The 19,066-nt window shown below is 71.3% G+C and carries 20 protein-coding genes and 2 riboswitches; of the genes, 11 read left to right on the forward strand and 9 right to left on the reverse strand.

Going from position 1 to position 19,066, the window contains the following annotated elements:
* Positions 1–10: 10 nt before the first annotated feature.
* Positions 11–1,159 carry a hypothetical protein gene (locus tag OG223_RS50885; RefSeq protein WP_329264470.1) on the reverse strand — a complete coding sequence of 383 codons (1,149 nt, stop codon included), beginning with the start codon at positions 1,157–1,159 and terminating at the stop codon, positions 11–13.
* Positions 1,160–1,422: 263 nt separating this feature from the next.
* A riboswitch (cobalamin riboswitch) is annotated at positions 1,423–1,496 on the forward strand.
* Between the two features lie 57 nt (positions 1,497–1,553).
* Between OG223_RS50885 and OG223_RS50890 the strand changes: the two genes are divergently transcribed.
* Both OG223_RS50890 and OG223_RS50895 read left to right on the forward strand, forming a co-directional pair.
* Positions 1,554–1,772 (forward strand): CbtB domain-containing protein, encoded by a 219-nt coding sequence (locus OG223_RS50890; protein ID WP_329264472.1) that lies wholly within the window; start codon positions 1,554–1,556, stop codon positions 1,770–1,772.
* A 36-nt stretch (positions 1,773–1,808) separates the two neighbouring features.
* Positions 1,809–2,675, forward strand: coding sequence for a CbtA family protein (locus OG223_RS50895; RefSeq protein WP_329264474.1), 867 nt, complete (start codon positions 1,809–1,811; stop codon positions 2,673–2,675).
* 65 nt (positions 2,676–2,740) lie between these two features.
* On the opposite strand, the gene OG223_RS50900 is transcribed toward OG223_RS50895, so the two are convergent.
* Positions 2,741–3,094 carry an SAM-dependent methyltransferase gene (locus tag OG223_RS50900; protein ID WP_329264476.1) on the reverse strand — a complete coding sequence of 118 codons (354 nt, stop codon included), beginning with the start codon at positions 3,092–3,094 and terminating at the stop codon, positions 2,741–2,743.
* Between the two features lie 203 nt (positions 3,095–3,297).
* Positions 3,298–3,510, forward strand: a riboswitch (cobalamin riboswitch).
* A gap of 54 nt (positions 3,511–3,564) precedes the next feature.
* Here OG223_RS50900 and OG223_RS50905 point away from each other — a divergent pair.
* Genes OG223_RS50905 through OG223_RS50915 form a run of 3 tightly spaced genes read left to right on the forward strand, consistent with a single transcriptional unit; the run spans position 3,565 to position 6,451 of the window.
* Positions 3,565–4,626 carry an ABC transporter substrate-binding protein gene (locus tag OG223_RS50905; RefSeq protein WP_329264478.1) on the forward strand — a complete coding sequence of 354 codons (1,062 nt, stop codon included), beginning with the start codon at positions 3,565–3,567 and terminating at the stop codon, positions 4,624–4,626.
* Positions 4,623–5,636: a FecCD family ABC transporter permease gene (locus OG223_RS50910; RefSeq protein ID WP_329264480.1), complete on the forward strand. Its 1,014-nt coding sequence runs from the start codon at positions 4,623–4,625 to the stop codon at positions 5,634–5,636. Before OG223_RS50905 ends, OG223_RS50910 begins: the two co-directional genes overlap by 4 nt.
* Positions 5,633–6,451 carry an ABC transporter ATP-binding protein gene (locus OG223_RS50915; RefSeq protein ID WP_329264482.1) on the forward strand — a complete coding sequence of 273 codons (819 nt, stop codon included), beginning with the start codon at positions 5,633–5,635 and terminating at the stop codon, positions 6,449–6,451. Before OG223_RS50910 ends, OG223_RS50915 begins: the two co-directional genes overlap by 4 nt.
* Positions 6,452–6,500: 49 nt before the next feature.
* Here OG223_RS50915 and OG223_RS50920 read toward each other — a convergent pair whose 3' ends face one another.
* Positions 6,501–7,280, reverse strand: a complete 780-nt coding sequence (locus OG223_RS50920; protein ID WP_329264484.1) for an SDR family NAD(P)-dependent oxidoreductase — start codon at positions 7,278–7,280, stop codon at positions 6,501–6,503.
* Between the two features lie 82 nt (positions 7,281–7,362).
* Between OG223_RS50920 and OG223_RS50925 the strand changes: the two genes are divergently transcribed.
* The 5 genes from OG223_RS50925 to OG223_RS50945 all read left to right on the forward strand — a co-directional run bounded on the left by OG223_RS50925 (position 7,363) and on the right by OG223_RS50945 (position 11,237).
* Entirely contained in the window at positions 7,363–7,599 is a 237-nt protein-coding gene (locus OG223_RS50925; protein WP_329264486.1) for a hypothetical protein, read from the forward strand.
* Positions 7,599–7,976, forward strand: coding sequence for a toxin Doc (locus OG223_RS50930; RefSeq protein ID WP_329264488.1), 378 nt, complete (start codon positions 7,599–7,601; stop codon positions 7,974–7,976). Before OG223_RS50925 ends, OG223_RS50930 begins: the two co-directional genes overlap by 1 nt.
* Positions 7,977–8,038: 62 nt before the next feature.
* Complete coding sequence (locus OG223_RS50935; protein ID WP_329264490.1) at positions 8,039–8,995, forward strand: GlxA family transcriptional regulator; 957 nt, start codon at positions 8,039–8,041, stop codon at positions 8,993–8,995.
* A 105-nt stretch (positions 8,996–9,100) separates the two neighbouring features.
* The gene (gene gap / locus OG223_RS50940) at positions 9,101–10,099 is read left to right on the forward strand and encodes a type I glyceraldehyde-3-phosphate dehydrogenase (RefSeq protein ID WP_329264492.1); all 999 of its coding nucleotides are present in this window, start codon (positions 9,101–9,103) and stop codon (positions 10,097–10,099) included.
* Between the two features lie 70 nt (positions 10,100–10,169).
* Positions 10,170–11,237 carry a P1 family peptidase gene (locus OG223_RS50945; RefSeq protein WP_329264494.1) on the forward strand — a complete coding sequence of 356 codons (1,068 nt, stop codon included), beginning with the start codon at positions 10,170–10,172 and terminating at the stop codon, positions 11,235–11,237.
* Here the strand turns inward: OG223_RS50945 and OG223_RS50950 are convergent, their stop codons facing one another.
* The 4 genes from OG223_RS50950 to OG223_RS50965 form a co-directional block, all read right to left on the reverse strand.
* On the reverse strand, positions 11,238–11,738 hold the full coding sequence (locus tag OG223_RS50950) for a GNAT family N-acetyltransferase (RefSeq protein WP_329264496.1): 501 nt from the start codon (positions 11,736–11,738) through the stop codon (positions 11,238–11,240).
* Positions 11,739–11,758: 20 nt separating this feature from the next.
* On the reverse strand, positions 11,759–12,022 hold the full coding sequence (locus OG223_RS50955) for a hypothetical protein (RefSeq protein ID WP_329264498.1): 264 nt from the start codon (positions 12,020–12,022) through the stop codon (positions 11,759–11,761).
* A gap of 153 nt (positions 12,023–12,175) precedes the next feature.
* Positions 12,176–15,001, reverse strand: coding sequence for a LuxR family transcriptional regulator (locus tag OG223_RS50960; protein ID WP_329265892.1), 2,826 nt, complete (start codon positions 14,999–15,001; stop codon positions 12,176–12,178).
* A 5-nt stretch (positions 15,002–15,006) separates the two neighbouring features.
* The gene (locus tag OG223_RS50965; protein WP_329264500.1) at positions 15,007–15,774 is read right to left on the reverse strand and encodes a pirin family protein; all 768 of its coding nucleotides are present in this window, start codon (positions 15,772–15,774) and stop codon (positions 15,007–15,009) included.
* 133 nt (positions 15,775–15,907) lie between these two features.
* Between OG223_RS50965 and OG223_RS50970 the strand changes: the two genes are divergently transcribed.
* A complete protein-coding gene (locus tag OG223_RS50970; protein WP_329264502.1) occupies positions 15,908–16,405 on the forward strand; it encodes a MarR family winged helix-turn-helix transcriptional regulator in 498 nt (165 codons plus the stop codon).
* A gap of 151 nt (positions 16,406–16,556) precedes the next feature.
* Here OG223_RS50970 and OG223_RS50975 read toward each other — a convergent pair whose 3' ends face one another.
* Entirely contained in the window at positions 16,557–17,213 is a 657-nt protein-coding gene (locus tag OG223_RS50975) for a response regulator transcription factor (protein ID WP_329264504.1), read from the reverse strand.
* A 51-nt stretch (positions 17,214–17,264) separates the two neighbouring features.
* Positions 17,265–19,031, reverse strand: coding sequence for a sensor histidine kinase (locus tag OG223_RS50980; RefSeq protein WP_443073822.1), 1,767 nt, complete (start codon positions 19,029–19,031; stop codon positions 17,265–17,267).
* Between the last annotated feature and the right edge of the window lie 35 nt (positions 19,032–19,066).

The raw sequence follows: 19,066 nt of genomic DNA on the forward strand, positions 1-19,066 counted from the left end.
CGGCCCGACCCTACTGAGGGGGCTGGTACGCGTCGGCCAGCACCCGGTGACCGGGATGGCCGGGAAGGTCCAACTGCCTGCCGAAGCGCCGCGAGGCGAGCAGCGCGAGCAGCGCCGTGAGCGCCGCCAGTGCGGCGAGTACGGCCATCAGCCCGGCGAACCAGGACGGCGCGGCAGTGGTCCCCAGCGCCTCGGAGAGACGTGGGGAGTGGAACCGCCCGTCGAACAACTGAAGGGCGGCCAGCGCGGCCGGCACCACCATGGACACGGCGAGCACGGACAGGCCGCCGTGGAGGATCACCGCAGGTGCCAGCAGGACGCACAGGATCGAGACACCCAGCGCGAACCCGAAGGCGGTGCCGGAAGCTCCGTCACGGTGCAGCGGGAAGTACGACAGCCCGCACAGCACGAGCGTCGCCGCCGCGATGAACCTCGGCCAGAGCGGGGGAGCGGCCCGCCGGGGCGCCGTACGCGGACGGCGTGGACGGTGTTCACGAGCAGCCGGACGGTGATCCGTACTTTCTGGATCGTTCGCCTCGTGCACCGGAGCGGCGGCCGTAGCGGTGTACTGGTCAGCCGCCCGTCCCGAGCTACGAGCGGATGCGTCCTGTTCCTCGGCCAACCGGCCGATCAACTGGACGAGTTCCTCGACGGGCCTGCCCGCCGCGGCCCGCACCGCCTCCTCGCCGCAGTGCGGTTCCAGCGGAGCCCGTTGCAGCAGGGCCATCAGCCGGGTGACGTCCTCCACGGGCCTGTTCTCGGCGGCCGCGCGGATCGCCTCGTCGGCGCTGTCGGGATGGCGCGGCGGCTGGGTCAGCAGGGTCACCAGGCGCGTCACGTCCTCCACGGACCGGTCGACACCGACCGCCCGCAGGGCGTCGGCAGTGGCCTGGGCGTACTTCGGCGACTGCTCCAGCAACGTGATGAGCTGGAGGACCTCGTCGAGCGGCCGGTCGGAGACGGCGGCGTGCACCAGGCGGTGCACGGGATCTGCGTTCTCGCCCTCGGGACCGGTCTGGGCGGGACCCTCTTGCGACGGACGCGACGTCGGCGGCGATCCGTCGGCCGGCCCGCCGTCGGAGGGCGCGAGCGGGTGGGGTGCGGTGCCGTGAGGTATGTCGGGTCGGTCCGGGCTGGGCGAGAAAGAGCGGGTGGTCATGCTCGGCTCCATGAAGAGGGTGATGCTGCTATCGCCCCCCGAAGCGCGATGAACAAGCTGATCCCGTCCATTACTAGGTCTCCGCCCGCCACCACGCCACGCGAGTACGCCACCCGTGTGACCCCGGCCCACCCGCCCGGACACCTTCGCGAGACCCGCGCCTCGTCCCGCGTGAACGGCTCTGTCAGGAGCTGTACGGGGAACGGGCCTGATTGACGGCCCCGAGAGACGCGCCGTACTCTCCCCCTGTAGTGATGGCATAAGGAAGCTGGTGGAATTCCAGCACGGTCGCGCCACTGTGAGCCCGCCGCCGGAAGGTGGAGGGCGAGTCAGACACTGAACCTTCACTCGCCCGTACACGCAAGGGACGCACGATCCCGAAGGAGGGCTCACCTTGAGCAGCAGCATTTCCACACCCCGTCCGGTGTCCACGCCGGTTGTCCTGCCGGTCTCGAAGTCGATCGTCTGGCTGGTCGGCACCGCGCTGATCGCGCTGGCCGTCTACTACTTCATCGGTGTCGACCAGGGCGCCGTGTCGGTGTTCGGCAACGACATGCACGTCCACGAGTTCGTCCACGACGCCCGCCACTTCCTCGGCTTCCCCTGCCACTGACCCTCCGCCGGCACCCGGACGTACGGACAACTCGACATGGAAAAGAAGCTCATACTGCGCGGCATACTCGCCGGCGCAGTCGCGGGCCTGCTCGCGTTCGTGTTCGCGCGGATCTTCGCCGAACCACAGATCGCCAAGGCCATCGACTACGAGAGCGGCCGTGACGCCGCCCAGAACGCCCTGGACAAGGCGGCCGGCCTGCCCGTCGAGGGCCACGAACATGAACTCTTCAGCCGCACCATCCAGGCCAACGTCGGCATCGGCGCCGGCATGATCCTCTTCGGCATGGCGATGGGCGCCCTGTTCGCCGTCGCCTACGCCGTCTGCCTGGGCCGCACCGGCGGTCTGCGGGCACGCAACCTGGCGCTCCTCGTCGCGGGTGGCGGCTTCCTCGGCATGTACCTGGTGCCCTTCCTGAAATACCCGGCCAACCCGCCCGCGATCGGCCACGAAGAGACCATCCAGCAGCGCAGCGCGCTGTACCTGATCATGATCGTGTGCTCCGTCGCCTTCCTCGCGGGAGCCGTCTACCTCGGCAAGCGGCTCCAGGCACGCTTCGGCAACTGGAACGCCACGCTCCTCGCCGGCGCCGCGTTCGCCGTCGCGATCGGGATCGTCATGCTGCTCCTGCCGCAGCTCGGCCATCTCTCGTACAACAAGGCCAACTTCGGCAACCAGGCCACCGAGACACCGCTGCCGCTGAAGGACTCCAAGGGCACCATCGTCTACCCGGGCTTCCCGGCCGACGTGCTGTTCAACTTCCGCTTCTACTCCGTCGCGGCCCAGCTCATCCTCTGGACGGCCCTCGGCCTGATCTTCGCGCCCCTCGCCGAACGCCTCCTCAACCCCACGCGCCCGGACGCCCCCGCACCCTCCCAGGAGCCGGACCCCGTCCCGGCGTGAGCGACGGGCTCTTCCACGACGAGCGCGGTGATCGATGCGATCACCGCGTTCGGTCCTTCTCCGCCTCACGGTTTGCGGGCGACTCCGACGTACAACGGGATCCGGTCGGTCTCGGCGCGTTGTGCGCCGGGCTCAGGGTGCCAATGCGCCGCGAGTTCCATGCCAGGTGAGACGAGCTCAAGTCCCTCGAAGAAACTGGTGAATTCGGCGCGTGACCGTACTTGGGCGGGTGTACCGCCCTTCCGGTAGGCCTCGACGACGCGCTCCCATGTCTCCGGATCGAAGTCTCCGGTCGCGTGCGAAAGTCCGCGTAGATCACCCGAGCACTGGGGTCGATCGCCCCAGTCGACGGGGTAGTTGTCCTTGCCGCCGAGGAAGTAGTCGTACATGCGGGCCGACTGGGGTCTGCCGGTGTCCATGTCGTCCGCGCTAAATCCTGCGTCCGTCACTTCGGATCTCCCGTTGAGATGTTGAGGTGTCGACGGCCGCGCATGCCCCACTGTCACCGCTCGCTGGCTCCCAACGGCCTTGGCCACGAGGTGAGTTCAGGCCCGCGAGTGCAGTGGGCACGGCTGCGCCGGCACCTTCGTGCCGACCCCCGGCGGGACCCGGCGATCGATCTTGATACGTTGTGCGGGCCAGTCGTGCCACAACCGAGGCCAGGGAATCCGGTGGAAATCCGGAACTGACGCGCAGCGGTGAGGGGGACGGGCGGGGCACTCGATGCCACTGGGGCGATGCGGGCCGGCCGAAGGAGTCGGTGCGTGACGTGCCGGGAAGGCGCCCCGTCCGGACGAACCCGAGTCCGAAGACCTGCTGGCGCCTTCTCGCCCTCGGCGAGGGGGAGTTCGTAGGCCAGGCTCCGCGTTCGAGCCCCGACAGGCAAGGCATGCCCGTGATCCGTACCGCCCCCGTCCCCCTGCGCCGCCGTACCGCGGCACTCCTCGTCGCACCCGCCCTGCTGCTCACCGCGTGCGGCGGGTCCGACGGCGACAGTGCCGACGGCGAGACCGAGAAGTCCGCCGCGGGCTTCCCGCTCACCCTCACCGACTGCGGGCACAAGGTCACATTGAAGGCGGCCCCCGAGCGGGTCGTCTCCCTCAACCAGGGCACCACCGAGATCCTGCTCTCCCTCGGCCTCGCCGACCGCATCGCCGGTACGGCGACCTGGACCGATCCGGTACTCAAGGGTCTGGAGAAGGCGAACGCGACCGTGCCGCGCCTCGCCGACAACGCCCCCTCCTTCGAGAAAGTCCTCGACGCCGAACCCGACTTCGTCACCGCCTCGTTCGTCTCGACGCTCGGCAAGGGTGGCGTCGCGACCCGCGAACAGTTCGAGAAACTGGGCGTGCCGACGTACGTCTCGCCGGCCGACTGCGCGGGCAAGGACAACGGCAGCGGCGGCGACGGTTCGCGCAGTACACCGCTCACGCTCGACACCGTCTACGGCGAGATACGCGACCTGTCGCGTGCGATGGGCGTCGAGGCGCGCGGCGACAAGCTCGTGGCCCGACTGAAGGAGCGGGTGCGTAAGGCCACCGCCGGTCTCGACGCCTCCGGCACCTCCCTCATGTACTGGTTCGCCAACTCCCAGTCGCCCTACCTGGCCGGCTGCTGCGGTGCCCCCGGCGCCATCACCCGTGCCGTCGGCGCCGAGAACGCCTTCTCCGACACCCACGACGAGTGGCCCCAGATCAACTGGGAGACCGTCGCCGACCGCGACCCCGACGTCATCGTCCTCGGTGATCTGACCCGCAAGTCACAGACCGCCGAGACCGCCGAGGCGAAGATCCACTTCCTGGAGACCAACGCGGCCACCCGCAACCTCACCGCGGTCAGGAAGAAGCGGTACATCCTGCTCAGCGGTCAGGCGATGAACCCGTCCATCCGTACCGTCGAAGGGATCGAGCAGGTCGCCGCCGGCCTGCGCGACTTCGGACTCGCCAAGTGACCCTCCGGACCCTGCTGTTGACGGGCGGCGGGCTCGCGGCGCTGGTGATCTCCGTGGCCTTCGCCGTGACCATCGGACCCGCCGACATCTCCACCGCCGACGTGTGGATGTCCGTGGCGTCCCACCTCGGCGGCGGCCACAGCACCCTCGCCCCGCTGCGCGACGGCATCGTCTGGGACCTGCGGATGCCCCGTACCCTGCTCGCCGCCGTGTGCGGGGCCGGGCTCGCGCTGTGCGGCGCGGTCATGCAGTCCCTGTTGCGCAATCCACTGGCGGATCCGTTCGTGCTCGGTGTCTCCTCCGGGGCCTCCACGGGTGCGGTGGCGGTCGTGGTGCTCGGTGCGGGCGGCGGGGCCGTGTCGCTGTCGGCGGGCGCCTTCGTCGGTGCCCTGCTCTCCTTCGGGCTGGTGATGCTGCTCAGCCACAGCCTCGGCGCGAGCATGGACCGGGTGGTGCTGTCCGGCGTGGCCGCGATGCAACTCTTCTCCGCGCTGACCTCGTTCACGGTGCTGACCTCGGCGGACGCCGAGACCACCAAGGGGGTGCTGTTCTGGCTGCTCGGCTCGCTCTCCGGTGCGGACTGGGGCCAAGTGGTGCTGTGCGCGGGCGCGTTGGCTGCCGTCCTGGTCGTCTGCCTCGGCCATGCCACCACCCTGGACGCGTTCGCCTTCGGTGAGGAGGCGGCGGCCGGGCTCGGCGTGAATGTGGCCCGCGCCCGGCTGATCCTGCTGTGCGCCACGGCGCTGCTCACCGCTGTCCTGGTCAGTTGCGCCGGGGCGATCGGCTTCGTCGGCCTGGTCCTGCCGCATGTCACCCGAGCGCTCACCGGTTCCGGGCATGTACGACTGCTGCCGGTCACCGCGCTGACCGGAGCCGTCTTCCTGGTGTGGGTGGACACCCTCGCCCGTACCGTCGTCGATCCCCAGGAGGTGCCGGTGGGGGTGGTGACGTCACTGATCGGCGTACCCGCGTTCGTAGTTGTGCTGCACAGGGGCCGGAGGAAGACATGAGCATCCCGGCGGACGGAGACATGAGCGCCGTCGGTCCGGACAGTGGCCTCCATGCCGACCGTGTCGCCCGCCGCACCGACGGCCGGCTCATCGTCGACGGCGTCACCCTCGTCCCGCGACCCGGCGAGACCGTCGGCCTCCTCGGCCCCAACGGGTCCGGAAAATCAACGCTGTTGCGTCTGCTCGCCGGGGTCCTTCCCGCCTCCGCCGGCGTCGTGACGCTGGACGGGCGGCCGTTGTCCGAGGTCGGGCGCCGGGCGACCGCCCGCCATATCGCCGGCGTCGAGCAACACACCCACACCCAGACCGAGTTGACCGTCCGCGAGGTCGTCGCCCTCGGCCGCATCCCGCACCGCCGTGCCTGGTCACCGGCGTCGGCCGCCGACGCCCGCGCCGTCACCGAGGCGCTGGAACGCACCGGGCTGACCGACCGTGCGGCCCAGTCCTGGCACACCCTCTCCGGCGGTGAACGCCAACGCGCCCAGATCGCCCGCGCGTTGGCCCAGGAACCCCGCGAACTCCTCCTCGACGAACCGACCAACCACCTCGACATCCAGCACCAGTTGGACCTGCTCGACTTGGTCGCCGACCTCCCGGTCACCACCGTGATCGCCCTGCACGACCTCAACCTCGCCGCGATGTACTGCGACCGCCTGCTCGTCCTGAACGCCGGCCGCACGGTGGCCGAGGGCACCCCGACCGAGGTCCTTACCCCGGCCCTCATCAAGGACGTCTACGGAGTCCATGCCGAGGTCGGTCATGGACCCGGGCATCCCGTGATCCGCTTCCTGCGGCGGGGGAGTGGGGTGGCGTAGCGGTGGGTGGCTCGTTCCTCCAACTGGCCGAGGCTCAGCCGGTGTTGGGCTAGTGCACGGAGAATCCGCCGTCCACGAAGACCGACTGGCCGGTGACATAGGCGGAGCTGCGGCTCGCCAGGAACACCACCGAGCCCGCGAAGTCCTCGGCGAGGCCGTTGCGACCGACCATGGTGCGCGCGGCCAGGGCCGCCACCTTCTCCGGGTCGGACGACAGCCGTTCGTTGAGCGGTGTCAGCACGAAACCCGGGACCAGGGTGTTGCAGGTGACGCCGTGCGGCGACCACGCCTCGGCCTGCGAGCGGGCCAGTGACTCCAACGCGCCCTTGGACACGCCGTAGGCGCCGCTCTGCACGAACGCCCGGTGTGCCTGCTGGGAGGTGATGTGGATGATCCGGCCGAAGCCCCGTTCGGCCATGCCGGGGCCGAAGCGTTGGCCCAGGAGATAGGGCGCCTCCAGGTTCAGCGCCATCGTGGTGTCCCACACCTCCTCGCTCAACTCGCCCATCGGCGGGCGCAAGTTGATGCCGGCGCTGTTCACGAGAATGTCCGGCTCCCCGAACACCTCGGCCGCGGCCTCCGCCGCCGACCGCACCCCGTCCCGGGTCCCCAGGTCGCCGCGCACCCAGGCCGCCCGGCAGCCCTCCGCCGTCAACTCGTCGACCGCGGCGGCCAGTTCCGGCTCCTTCCGCGCCACTACGACCACTGCGGCCCCCGCCCGGGCGAGAGCCCCGGCAGCGGCCCGGCCGATGCCGGAGCTGCCGCCCGTCACGACGGCGACCCGGCCGTCCAGCGAGAACAGTTCGGAGAGATAGTCGCGAGAGATCATTCCCGCAGCCTAGGCGCCACACGATTCCGGTCCCGAGGACGGACCCCTCGCACCTACGGCACCAACTAGGTACCATCGCTGTATGCCATCGTTGAATGTGTCTTTCACCGAAGAGGAACTCGAGGGAGTGCGCGCCGCCGCCGCGGCCGAGGGGAAGAGCCTCAAGCAGTACCTGCACGACCTCGGCGTCCGCGAGATGCAGCGCGGCCTGTTCGTCGCCGGCGCGTCCGCGTGGGCCGAGCGGTTGCGCGGCGAGTTCGACGACGCCTTCCCCGACGAGGTGCCGCCCGCCGAGCGAGACGGGGCCGCGGCCGCCTGATGCACCTGTACATCGACGTCTCCTGGCTGCTCGACGTCCAGGAAGCCGCCCTCGGCCACGAGGACATGTCGATCTCCGACTACTCCGCGCTCGTGGCCGCCGTGTCCCGGCACAAGACCAAGCTGCCGACACTCGCCGCGGCCGACCCGGACGCCGCCTGGCGGGCCGCCGCGCTGATGCACACCATCGTGCGCCTGGAACCGCTGCCGCACCGCAACAGCCTGTACGCCGCGTTCGTCGCCGCCCAGTACATGGGCCAGTCCGGCGAAGGCATCGACCCGCCCTACGGCGCCCTCTCCGACCTCGTCCGCAAGATCCGCGACACCCGTGTCGGCGTCCTCGCCGTCGCCGACCAGTTGCGGTCCTGGAAGGTCTGACCCGCACCGTACCGGCCCGGCACCGGTGAACCCGCGGCCGTGGCCCTGCGTAGGCTGTCTCCGTGTCCACCGTCCGTCTGCGTCGCGTCGCCGTCCTCGTGTTCGAAGGCGCCAAGCCGCTCGACGTCGGAATCCCCGCGCAGGTGTTCACGACACGGGCGAGCATGCCGTACGAGGTGCGGCTGTGCGGTGCGGCGCCGGGGCTGGTGACCGGGGGCGACGGGCTGTCGTACCACGTCGCCGACGGTCTCGACGCGCTGACCTGGGCCGACATCGTGTTCCTGCCCGGCTATCGGTTCCCGGACCGGGAGGACCCGCCGCAGGCCGTCCTCGATGCGCTGATCGCCGCGCACCACCGGGGCGCGCGGCTCGCCGCGATCTCGACCGGCGCCTTCGCGCTCGCCGCCACGGGGCTGCTCGACGGCCGGCGCGCCACGACGCACTGGCACTACACGCGGGCGCTCGCGGCGAAGTACCCGCTCGTCAACGTTGACGAGAACGTCCTGTTCGTCGACGAGGGCAGCGTGCTGACCTCGGCGGGCGCCGCCTCCGGTATCGACCTGTGCCTGCACATCCTGCGCGGCGACCTCGGAGTGGCCGCGTCCAACCACGCGGCCCGGCGCCTGGTCGCGGCCCCCTACCGCAGCGGCGGTCAGGCGCAGTACGTGCCGCGCAGCGTGCCCGAGCCGCTCGGTGAACGGTTCGCCGCCACGCGGGAGTGGGCGCTGCACCGGCTCGGCGAGCCCCTCACCCTGGACACACTGGCCCGGCAGGCCGCCGTCTCACCGCGCACGTTCTCGCGCCGCTTCGTCGACGAGACCGGCTACACCCCGATGCAGTGGGTCATGCGCGCCCGCATCGACATGGCCCGCGAGCTCCTCGAACGGTCCGAGCGCGGTGTCGAGCAGATCGCCGTCGACGTCGGTCTCGGCACCGGCGCGAATCTCCGGCTCCACTTCCACCGCCTCCTCGGCACGACGCCGAGCGAGTACCGGCGCACCTTCGCCCAGGGCGAGTAGCTCCACGCCAGGTGTGGCGAAATCCTTTTGAACCATGGCGATCACGCCACTGTCCGCGACGGTCACCGCGCGCGAGCCTGGTGGAGAACCGAAGGGACTCAACTCATGACTCGCATTGCCATCAACGGATTCGGCCGCATCGGACGCAATGTGCTGCGCGCCCTGCTCGAACGCGACAGCGACCTCGAGGTCGTCGCCGTCAACGACCTGACGGAGCCCGCCACCCTGGCGCGCCTGCTCGCCTTCGACACGACGTCCGGCCGGCTGGGCCGCCCCGTGACCGTCGACGGGGACACCCTTGTCGTGGACGGCCGGCGCATCAAGGTGCTCGCCGAGCGCGAACCGGCCGACCTGCCCTGGACCGCGCTGGAGGTCGACCTCGTCCTTGAGGCCACGGGCCGTTTCACCTCCGCCAAGGCCGCCCGCGCCCACCTCGACGCGGGCGCCCGGAAGGTACTCGTCAGCGCGCCCTCGGACGGCGCCGACGTCACGCTCGCGTTCGGGGTCAACAACGACGCCTACGACCCGGCCACGCACACGATCGTCTCGAACGCCTCCTGCACGACCAACGCGCTGGCACCGCTCGCCGCGGTGCTCGACGAACTCGCCGGTATCGAGCACGGCTTCATGACCACGGTGCACGCCTACACGCAGGAGCAGAACCTCCAGGACGGCCCGCACCGCGATCCCCGTCGCGCCCGTGCCGCCGCCGTCAACATCGTGCCGACCACGACGGGCGCCGCCAAGGCGATCGGTCATGTTCTGCCGAACCTCGACGGCAAGCTGTCGGGCGACTCGATCCGCGTGCCCGTACCGGTGGGCTCGATCGTCGAACTCAACACCACCGTCTCCCGCGACGTGACCCGCGAGGACGTGCTGGCGGCCTACCGCACGGCGGCCGAGGGCCCCCTCGCGGGAGTCCTCGAATACTCCGAGGACGCGCTCGTCTCCTCCGACATCACCGGCAACCCGGCCTCGTCGATCTTCGACTCCGCCCTCACCCGCGTCGACGGCCGCCATGTGAAGGTCGTCGCCTGGTACGACAACGAGTGGGGCTTCTCCAACCGGGTGATCGACACACTCGAACTCCTCGCCGCGGGCTGATCGAGCGCGCGGGGGCTCGGAAGCGCGGGGCGTCACCGGGACGTGCGGCGCCGTGCCGTACTGTCCGGCCATGCCCACGTCGCCCGGCCCCGATCCGCTTCCGCCCACCGCATCGCGCCGGGCCCGTCAACTCGGGCTCGGCGTCGGCCACTTGCCCACGGGACCACACAACGCGCTCACGGACGTGCCCGGCATCCGCGTCGGCCACACGACACTGATCCGCCCGCCGCGCGTGCACAGCGGCGTCACCGCGATCGTGCCCGAAGGCGTGGGCCCCGACAGTCCCTTGCCCGCCGGGGTGTTCGCGGGCAACGGCTACGGCAAGCTCCTCGGCACCACACAGATCGCCGAACTCGGCGCACTCGAGACCCCCGTGCTGCTCACCTCGACCCTGTCCGCCTTCCGGGTTGCGGACGCCCTGGTCGGCTGGATCCTGGAACGGCCCGAGGGCGCCGGCGCGCGGAGCGTGAATCCGGTGGTGGGGGAGTGCAACGACGGGCTCCTGTCCGACATCCGGTCGCGCCCGGTCCAGGAGGAGCATGTCCGTGCCGCACTCGACTCCGCGTCCGCCGGGCGGGTCGCCGAGGGGTCGGTGGGCGCGGGCACCGGGATGACCGCGCTCGGCTTCAAGGCCGGCATCGGCACCTCCTCGCGCCGGGTGCAGGTCGCGGGCCGGGAGGTGACGCTCGGGGTGCTGGCGCAGGCCAACTTCGGCGGCACGCTGCGGGTGTCGGGCCGTACGGTCGCTCCCGCCGACGTGGGTGTTCCCGCCGAGGCATCCGATCCCGGCCCGGAGACCGGCTCGTGCGTGATCGTGACCGCCACCGACGCGCCCCTGGACGCCCGCCAGTTGACCCGGCTCGCCCGCCGCTCGGTCTACGCGCTGGCCCGGGTCGGCGCCGGCTACGGCCACGGCAGCGGCGACTACGGCCTCGCGTTCGGCACCCGCCCCTTGGGCACACCGGCCGGGCCTACGGTGGTGCCCGACGCCGGGCTCGACCTCCTCTTCGGCGCTGTGCTGGACGCCGTAGAGGAGGCGGTCCTCAATTCGCTGTTGACGGCGACCGCTGTCACCGGTCCGTACGGGCACACGCGGTATCCGCTGCCTGCGGGGCCGCTTCTTGCCCTGCTGGGGTGATCACGGCGCCTGGAGGTCGCGCTGGTACCACGTGCCTTGCTTGCCGCCCAAGTCGGAGGGGTGGGCCGGGCCGACCGGGGTGAAGCCGGCTTTGGTCAGCACCTTCTGGGACGCGAGGTTCTGGTGGGAGGTGGCCGCTCTGAGCGTGCGCAGGCCGTGCCGTTCGGCCGCCAGGCGGCACAGTTCCTCGACGGTCGCGGTGGCCACGCCGTGGCCGGCCACGTGCTGGGCGACCCGGTAGCCGAGGTCCGCCGTGTGTTCCTCGGTGAGGTCGTACAGGTTGAATCTGCCGAGGACCGAGCCGTCCTCGGCCACGAGGACGTAGAAGGCGCAGACGCCGGCCTCCTGTTCGGCGAGCAGGGCTTCGTGGCGCGCGGCGAACTCCTCGAAGTAGCCGTCGCCGCGGTCGGAGATCGAGGCGGCGAACCAGGCGCGGTTCGCCAGCTCGAAATCCAGGACGGCGGGCGCGTGGTCGGCGCGCAGTAGCTGTAGTTCGGGCATCGGCCGGCTCCGTTCCGCCGTCACTTTCTGACGAGGAAGCATGTGCCGTCCGCGTCCCGTGTCTCCGGGACGCCGAGGTAGGCGAGGTCCTGGACGAAGCGCTGCCGGGAGACGGGAGTGTCGCCGGCCGAGTACAGGTAGTCCGAGTACATGCGCTCGGTGGGCTCCTGGCCGGACCAGGTCAGCTCCTCGGTCAACCAGCGCACCACGCCGGGATCGACCGGGCGGACCTCGCCGGAATCGAAGGTGTGATGGCACTGGGGGCATGCGACTTCGTTGGGCATGTGCGCCATTGAAGCCTCCAGCCACTTCCGCCACATCGGCCTGAGGTCGTAAGGGATGCCCGGGACGGTCCTCCGGGATGTCCCCTAGTGCTCGGGATGTCCCCTGGTACCACTACTGCGGTGGGCCACAGCCGGAGGGTCGCGCAGGTCGGTTCAGGTGTCCGAGGCAGGCGCGGCGGGCGGGGCGTCGAGCGCTGTCAGGGAGGCTCGGAGGGCGGCTCGGGAGGTGATGCCGAGTTTGGGGAAGAGCCGGTGCAGGTGGGAGCCGATCGTGCGGTGGGACAGGAACAGGCGGGCGCCGATCTCCCTGTTGGTGAGTCCGGTGGCGGCCAACTCGGCGATCTGCCGCTCCTGGGCGGTCAGCACCGGCATGGTCGAGTCGGGGCGGGGAGCGGTGGCGACGCCGGTGGCGCGCAGCTCGTTGCGCGCCCGCCGCACCATCGCCCGCGCGCCGATCCGCTCGAACGTCTCGACGGCGGCGCGGAGTTGGGTGCGCGCACCGGTGGTGTCGCGCGTGCGGCGCAGCCACTGCCCGTACGCGAGGTGGATGCGCGCCTGGTCCCAGGGATACCGGGCGGCCCCGGGCAGGGCGAGGGCCCCCTCGAAGAGCGCGCCGGCCCGGTCGTCGTCCGCCGCCACGGCCTCCGCCCCGGCCGTGATCAGGGCGATACGCGGGCCGATGCGGTGCAGGCCGGACCTCCGGGCGGCGGCGACATGTGCGCGGGCCTCGTCGACGCGGCCGGTGCGCATCGCCGCCTCGACCAGGTCCAGGACCATCCATCGGCCCGGGATGCCGGAACCGGGAGCGCTGGGTGGATCGATCCGGGCCACCTGGGCGTGGGCCTCCTCGAAGTCGCCCTGGCCCAGGGCCGCGAGATGACGCGCCGAGCGGGCGTACGCCAAGGTCACGCTCATACCCCGGGGCGCCGCCCAGGTGGTGGTCTCCTCGCTGCGGGCCTCGGCCAGGTCCACGTCACCGCGCAGCGCGGCACCGGACGCCAGCACGGCCCGGATCTGGCGCTCCCAGAAGGGATAGCCGTAGGCGGTCGCCAACTCCAGCCCCTCGAGGGCGAGTTCCTCGGCCTCGTCCCACTGGCCGTGCACATACGAGTCCTGGCAGAGCAGCATCAGCCCCGGTACGACCATGGCGACCGCGCCACCGTCGCGCTCCCGCTCGATCATGCCGCGGACCGTGTACCGGTGGCCGGACAGCGCGTCCAGCGCCACGGCGGCGAAGGCCAGCGGCACGATCTGCCAGGGCGCGGCGGCCGGAGGGAGCGCCGCGAACGCGTCGGCCAGGCGTTCCTGGAGGGAGCCCTGGGCGCGGGTCGGGTCGACATACGCGTCGTAGCAGAGCCGGAAGGGGGCGACCTGCTCCGGCCCGAACCGGGCCATGGCCGTCCTGAGCAGCTCCCACGGCTCCGGCCGCAGGGTGAACAGACTGACCAGCAGCAGCGCGTACAGGACGCCGTACTGGTCCCAGGCGTCCGGGCGGTCGGTGTCGGTCGCGTCGAGCGCCCGGGTCAGCAACCGGTACGCCGCGTCGACATCCCCTTCGTTGTTGGTCAGCAGATGCGCGGTGGCGGCGAGGACGAGCGCGGCCGGGGTCTCCGGAGACTGCCCGGCATCCGCCAACAGCCAGGTGACCTGGTCGAGTTGACCGGTCAGGGTGGCCAGATGGGCGGCCTCGACCAGGCGCCGGGAGCGGTCTCCGGGGTGCGGGCTGAGTTCCGCCGCGCGCACCAGGGTCGTCACCGCGGTCGACGCCCGGCCGCGCCGCCGCGCGAACAGCGCCGCCTTGTCCAGCGCCCGCGCCACCGTCTCGTCGGTCCCCGCGCACGCCTCGGCCAGGTGCCACGCCTGGCGCTCGGGGTCGAGGGCGAGGGCGGCGGCGAGCGCCCGGTGCGTGGCGCGACGTTCGCGCGAGAGGGCCTCGTGCACGACCGCCGCACGGGTCAGCGGATGCGCGAACGCCACCCGGCCGGACGCCGCGTCGACGTGGACCAGCCGCGCCCGCTGCGCCGGAGCCAGATCGTCCGGGTCCACGGAGTCCGCGGAGGCGGTCCGTATGGTGCGCAGCTCGTCGTCGGCCGCCAGCGCGGCCGGCAGCAGTGCCCTCCTGGTCGCGGCGGGCAACTGGTCCAGGGCAGGCGCGAAGGCCTCGATCAGTTGCCTGGACAGCGGCGGCACACCGGGCAGCGGCTGCCCGCCGGAGCGCTGCCGGTCGGTCAGTTCCGCCGGCAACTCCCACAGGGCCAGCGGATTCCCGGCGGCCTGGGCCAGCAGCCGTCGTCGGACCGTCGGCGCGAGCCCCGGCCAGCGGATCTCCAGGAGCTCGGCGGCCGTCTCGTCGTCCAGGGGATGGACCGTCTGTTCCGGCAGCCGGATCTGCTGGATCGGGCCGGTCGGCCCGTGCCGGGCGGCGGCCAGCAGGACCACGGGGGCCTGGCGCAGCCGCCGTACGGCGAAGCCCAGCACCGTGGCGCCGGCCCGGTCGCACCACGACGCGTCGTCGGCCACCAACAGCAGCGGGGACTCGGCGGCGGCCGCGCCGAGCAGAGCGAGCACGGCGGTCGCGGCCGTCAGCGGCGCGGGTAAGTCGTCCGGCGCGAGATCGAAGAGCCGGTGCAGGACCTCGCGCTCCGGGCCGGGCAGCCGATCGGCGTCCGCGCGCAGCGGATAGAGCAGTTGGTGGACCACCGCGAAGGCGATCCCGGCCTCGAACTCCACGCCGGAGGCGCGCAGTACCCGCATATCCGCGGCCCGGGCGCGCGCCGCGGCGGCGTCCAGCAGCGCGGTCTTCCCGACCCCTGCGTCACCGCGCAGCAGCGGACCGGGGGCGGTGGGGGAGTATCCGGTACGGTCCCGTCCCGCGAGCAGCGCGTCGATCAGCTCCAGCTCGGCCGCGCGCCCGACGAGGGCATCTCGGGGGCCGCGAGCACAGGGCCCCGGCCCCCGCTGCGGATCCTGTTCCCGCATCGCGCTCACACCTCGAAGGTGGCGTGCATCTCCCAGACGAGGATCTCCGCGGGTCCGGTGGCGGTGACCCGCTGCCCGCCCGTGGCGGTGAGACGCACGGCGTCACCCTCGTCGAGTCCGCCGACGCTCTCCAGGTCCACGGAGCCACGGGCGACGAACAGGTGCAGATACGGTGCTTCGGGCAGGAGCACCTGCTGCCCGGGGCGCAGCCGTGCCGCGTACAGCGCGGCATGCCGGTTCCGGATCCGGATCGCGCCGGCGTCTTTGTGCCTGTCCATGCCGGATGCCACCGTGACCAGCCCGCCGGCCAGCAACTCCCCGTCGATCTCGAGCTGTTCGTAGCCCGGAGCGACACCGGCCTCGTCGGGCAGGACCCACATCTGGACGAAGTGCACCGGGTCGGCGGGGCGCTCGCCGGGCGACCGGTAGGAGTCGTTCTTCTCCGAGTGCAGGATGCCGGTGCCGGCGCTCATCCGCTGGGCCAGACCGGGGTAGATCACGCCGGAGTGACCGCTGGAGTCCTGGTGGACCAGCGACCCCTGCAAGACCCAGGTGACGATCTCCATGTCCCGGTGCGGATGCGTCTCGAAGCCCGCACCCGGCTGCACCAGATCCTCGTTGTTGACCAGCAGCAGACCGTGGTGCGTGTTCGCCGGATCGGGCCGGTGCGTGCCGAGGGAGAACGAGTGCTTGGAGTCCAGCCAGGACAGGCGACTCGCAAGCCGCCCACCGGCCCGCCGCACATCCACGGTGGGTGCCAGCAGTGCGCTCATGATGTGCTCCCTCGTCGCACAGACATCGTGATGAAGTTCAGCGTTCAACGTCTGCGTCCACGGTACGTCCGGATCACGTGAACATTCAAGTCATCCCTCGGTGTCCGAGCCGGCCGGCTGATACCCTCGCGAAATGACCACCCAGGACAAGTCTCAGCAGGCCGACGAGCACGCTGACTTGTGGCTCGCGCCGGCCGAACTGGCGTCGTGGATGTCGTTGGTCCGCCTGTTCGTCAGGCTTCCCTGGGCCATCGACGCCCAACTGCAGCGCGACGCGGACCTGAGCATGGTCGAATACATGACCCTGGCCATGCTGTCCGAGGCCCCCGAGCGGACCTTGCGCATGAGCGTGCTCGCCGAGCACGCCAACTCGTCGCTGTCCCGCCTGTCACACCTGGTGAAACGCCTGGAGAGCCGCGGCTACGTCCGCCGCGAACCGGACCCGGTCGACGGGCGTTTCACCAACGCCGTCCTCCTGCCCGACGGCATGACGAAGCTGGAGTCCGTCGCGCCCGGCCATGTGGCCCACGTACGTCACCTCGTGGTGGACAACCTGTCCGCCGAACGCCTGCGCCGACTCGGCCAGGACGCCGAGCGCATCCTGCAACGCATCGACTCACCCGCCCGCTGAGCGCGGCCCGCCGGGAAGTGCGGCGCGTCCGTGATCTTCGGCGTGGGCAGGCCTGCGCTCTCCCATCACTTGAGCGTTAAAGTTGCTGCGGGTCGCGTTCCGCGACTTCCGCTGCCTCATGGAACAGTCGGGAGCCGGGCCCGGCCGCTGATCAGCCCGGCCCCAACCCCGCGTCCCGTGCCAACAGCGCCGCCTGCACCCGGTTCTCGCACCGCAGCTTCGTCAGGATCCGGCTGACGTACGTCTTCACCGTCGCCTCGCTCACATGGATCCGCTCACCCGCGTCGGCGTTCGACAAGCCCTCGCCCAGCAGCGCGAGCACCTCGAGTTCCCGGGTGCTGAGCGACTCCAGACGCCGGCGCGCCTCCTCGCCACGCGCCGCCGCCTGCCCGGAGGCGAGCTGGTCGACCACATGGCGCGTGGCACCCGGCGACAGATACGCGTCCCCGGCCGCGGCCGCCCGTACCGCCTGGATCAGTTCGGCCGGCGCCGAGTCCTTCAGCAGGAACCCGGCGCCTCCCTGGCTCAGCGCACGCAGGACGTTCTCCCGCTCGCCGAACGTCGTCAGGATCAGCGGGCGCACGGACGGCGCCGCCCGCCGCAGTTCGGCCAGCGCGGACAGCCCGTCCAGCACGGGCATCTGGATGTCGAGCAGGGCCACGTCCACGGCATGGGCGCGGACCAGGTCGACCGCCTCACGGCCGTTGCCCGCCTCCGCCACGACGTCGATGTCGTCGGCGGAGGTGAGGATCATCCTGATGCCCGCGCGGATGAGGGGTTCGTCATCCGCGACGAGGACTCTGATCACAACTCTCCTGCACGACGAGCGACTTGGACGGCGGACGACCCATGACGGTGACTACGACGTGGACATGAAGGTCCGTTTCTCGATCAGTGTGCCGTCCCTGAAGCAGAAGCGGTAGGCGGGTATCTTGTCTCCCTCGTCCGGCCAGTCCCCCGTCGAGAGGTACGACGAGCAGGTCGCTCCCCGCGGTACGGCGGGCCCTTCGTCGTCCAGGGCCGGGGCCAGGAACGACTTGCCGTGCGGCAACCTGTCCCGTACGGCCGTCTCGGTGTCCCCGACCTTCACCGAGTTGTAGACCGACGGCTTGACCGTGAGCTTGTGGGACTCGTCCTTCACCAGATTGACGACCAGCACGACGGCAACCACCCCGAGAACCAGGAAGGTCAGCAGTGCGGCGCCGCATCCGATCGCGATGCCCTTCTTCTTGCGTCCCATGGCGATGTCGAACTCCTTCTGCCTGTCCGGCGCACCGGACCAGTCGATGTCCGCACCACCGTCGCCGGACATCGCCCCCGCGCTCTGCCCCCGGAAGTCGTTCGCCGTATCGACGAAGGTCGCTCCGTCCGCCCCCGGGTCCATCGGCCACGGCCCGCTCCCGCTCTCCGACGCGTGCGGAGACCGTGGCCCATAGGGCAGCACGCCCGCGATACGGAACCCACCGTCCGGCGCGGGCCCCGCGTACACCATCCCGCCGACCAGCCGGGCCCGTTCCTGAAGCCCCGTCAGCCCCTGCCCGCCGCTCACCACGGGCCGCCGTACGGCCGAAGTCATCGCGGGTATCGGCCCGTTGGCGACCTCGACGACCAAGGAGTCCGGCTCGTAGCGCAGTTCGACGGTGATCGAGGCGCCCTGCGCGTGCTTCAGGGCGTTCGTCAGCGCCTCCTGCACGATGCGGAACGCCGCGTGGTCGGCGGCGGGAGCCAGCGGACGCGGCCGGCCCGTGCGCCGTAGCGCTACGTCCGTCCGCGCGCCCCGCGACGCGTCCACCAGGCCGTCGATCCCCGCCACACCCCGGGACGCGGGCTCCAACTCGCCCTCGCGGTCGCGTACTTGGTCGGGCGTACCGTCACGCAGGATGCCGACCGCCTCCCGCAGTTCGTGCATCGCGGACACGGACGCCTCCCGCAGCACGCCCACCACCTCGCGCTGACTGTCCGTCAGGTCGCGGTCCACCTCCAACGCGCCCGTGTGGACGGCGATCAGCGCCAGTTGGTGGCCGAGGCTGTCGTGCATGTCCTGCGCGATGCGCTGCCGCTCCCGCAGCCGGGCATGGGAGGCGATGATCTCGCGCTCGCGCAGCAGTTGGGCGTTGTGCTCGTGCAACGCGTGCAGCAGCGTGCGGCGTTGGGCGCGGTTGCGACTGGCCAGGCCGGGCACGACAGCCATCGCCAGGAACGTGAGCGTGGTGAACACCAGGGTCTGGGCGACGGACAGCGGCTGTCCCGGATCATGCACGGACAGCCCCACGAAGAGAACGTACGTGGCCGTGAACAGTGCGAATGCCCGCCGTGGAGCCTCGATCCTCGCCCCCGCCGACCAGCTCACCACCAGCAGGACGATCCCGAAACCGCTGAGCAGCCCGCCGACCGCGCCGGTGACGACCAGGACGCTGGCCGGGAAGATCCGTCGTAGCGGGGAGAGCACCGCGGCCGCCAGCGCCGCGACGGTCATCCGCAGTGTGCCCTCGCCCGTCTGGCTCAGCGCCATGCCCAGGGCCAGGACCACGGCCAGTACCGTCTCGCCGACGATCTGCCGCCGGGACCACATGCGTACCGCGCTCAGTCGGTTCCGGACATCGAGGGCCATCGTCTTCGCGTTCACGCGCCCACGGTATGCACCGCCGGCCGCGCGCACAG

Source organism: Streptomyces sp. NBC_01478 (genome assembly GCF_036227225.1).
Taxonomy (GTDB): Bacteria; Actinomycetota; Actinomycetes; order Streptomycetales; family Streptomycetaceae; genus Streptomyces.

Excerpts from the sequence above, each read along its gene's own strand:
- OG223_RS50900 (WP_329264476.1), bottom strand. The coding sequence starts at position 3,094 with ATGGACACCGGCAGACCCCAGTCGGCCCGCATGTACGACTACTTCCTC.
- OG223_RS50925 (WP_329264486.1), top strand. The coding sequence starts at position 7,363 with ATGCCATCGTTGAATGTGTCTTTCACCGAAGAGGAACTCGAGGGAGTG.
- OG223_RS50955 (WP_329264498.1), bottom strand. The coding sequence starts at position 12,022 with ATGCCCAACGAAGTCGCATGCCCCCAGTGCCATCACACCTTCGATTCC.
- OG223_RS50920 (WP_329264484.1), bottom strand. The coding sequence starts at position 7,280 with ATGATCTCTCGCGACTATCTCTCCGAACTGTTCTCGCTGGACGGCCGG.
- OG223_RS50905 (WP_329264478.1), top strand. The coding sequence starts at position 3,565 with ATGCCCGTGATCCGTACCGCCCCCGTCCCCCTGCGCCGCCGTACCGCG.
- OG223_RS50945 (WP_329264494.1), top strand. The coding sequence starts at position 10,170 with ATGCCCACGTCGCCCGGCCCCGATCCGCTTCCGCCCACCGCATCGCGC.
- OG223_RS50965 (WP_329264500.1), bottom strand. The coding sequence starts at position 15,774 with ATGAGCGCACTGCTGGCACCCACCGTGGATGTGCGGCGGGCCGGTGGG.
- OG223_RS50915 (WP_329264482.1), top strand. The coding sequence starts at position 5,633 with ATGAGCATCCCGGCGGACGGAGACATGAGCGCCGTCGGTCCGGACAGT.
- OG223_RS50960 (WP_329265892.1), bottom strand. The coding sequence starts at position 15,001 with ATGCGGGAACAGGATCCGCAGCGGGGGCCGGGGCCCTGTGCTCGCGGC.
- OG223_RS50970 (WP_329264502.1), top strand. The coding sequence starts at position 15,908 with ATGACCACCCAGGACAAGTCTCAGCAGGCCGACGAGCACGCTGACTTG.
- OG223_RS50950 (WP_329264496.1), bottom strand. The coding sequence starts at position 11,738 with ATGCCCGAACTACAGCTACTGCGCGCCGACCACGCGCCCGCCGTCCTG.
- gap (WP_329264492.1), top strand. The coding sequence starts at position 9,101 with ATGACTCGCATTGCCATCAACGGATTCGGCCGCATCGGACGCAATGTG.
- OG223_RS50930 (WP_329264488.1), top strand. The coding sequence starts at position 7,599 with ATGCACCTGTACATCGACGTCTCCTGGCTGCTCGACGTCCAGGAAGCC.
- OG223_RS50885 (WP_329264470.1), bottom strand. The coding sequence starts at position 1,159 with ATGACCACCCGCTCTTTCTCGCCCAGCCCGGACCGACCCGACATACCT.
- OG223_RS50895 (WP_329264474.1), top strand. The coding sequence starts at position 1,809 with ATGGAAAAGAAGCTCATACTGCGCGGCATACTCGCCGGCGCAGTCGCG.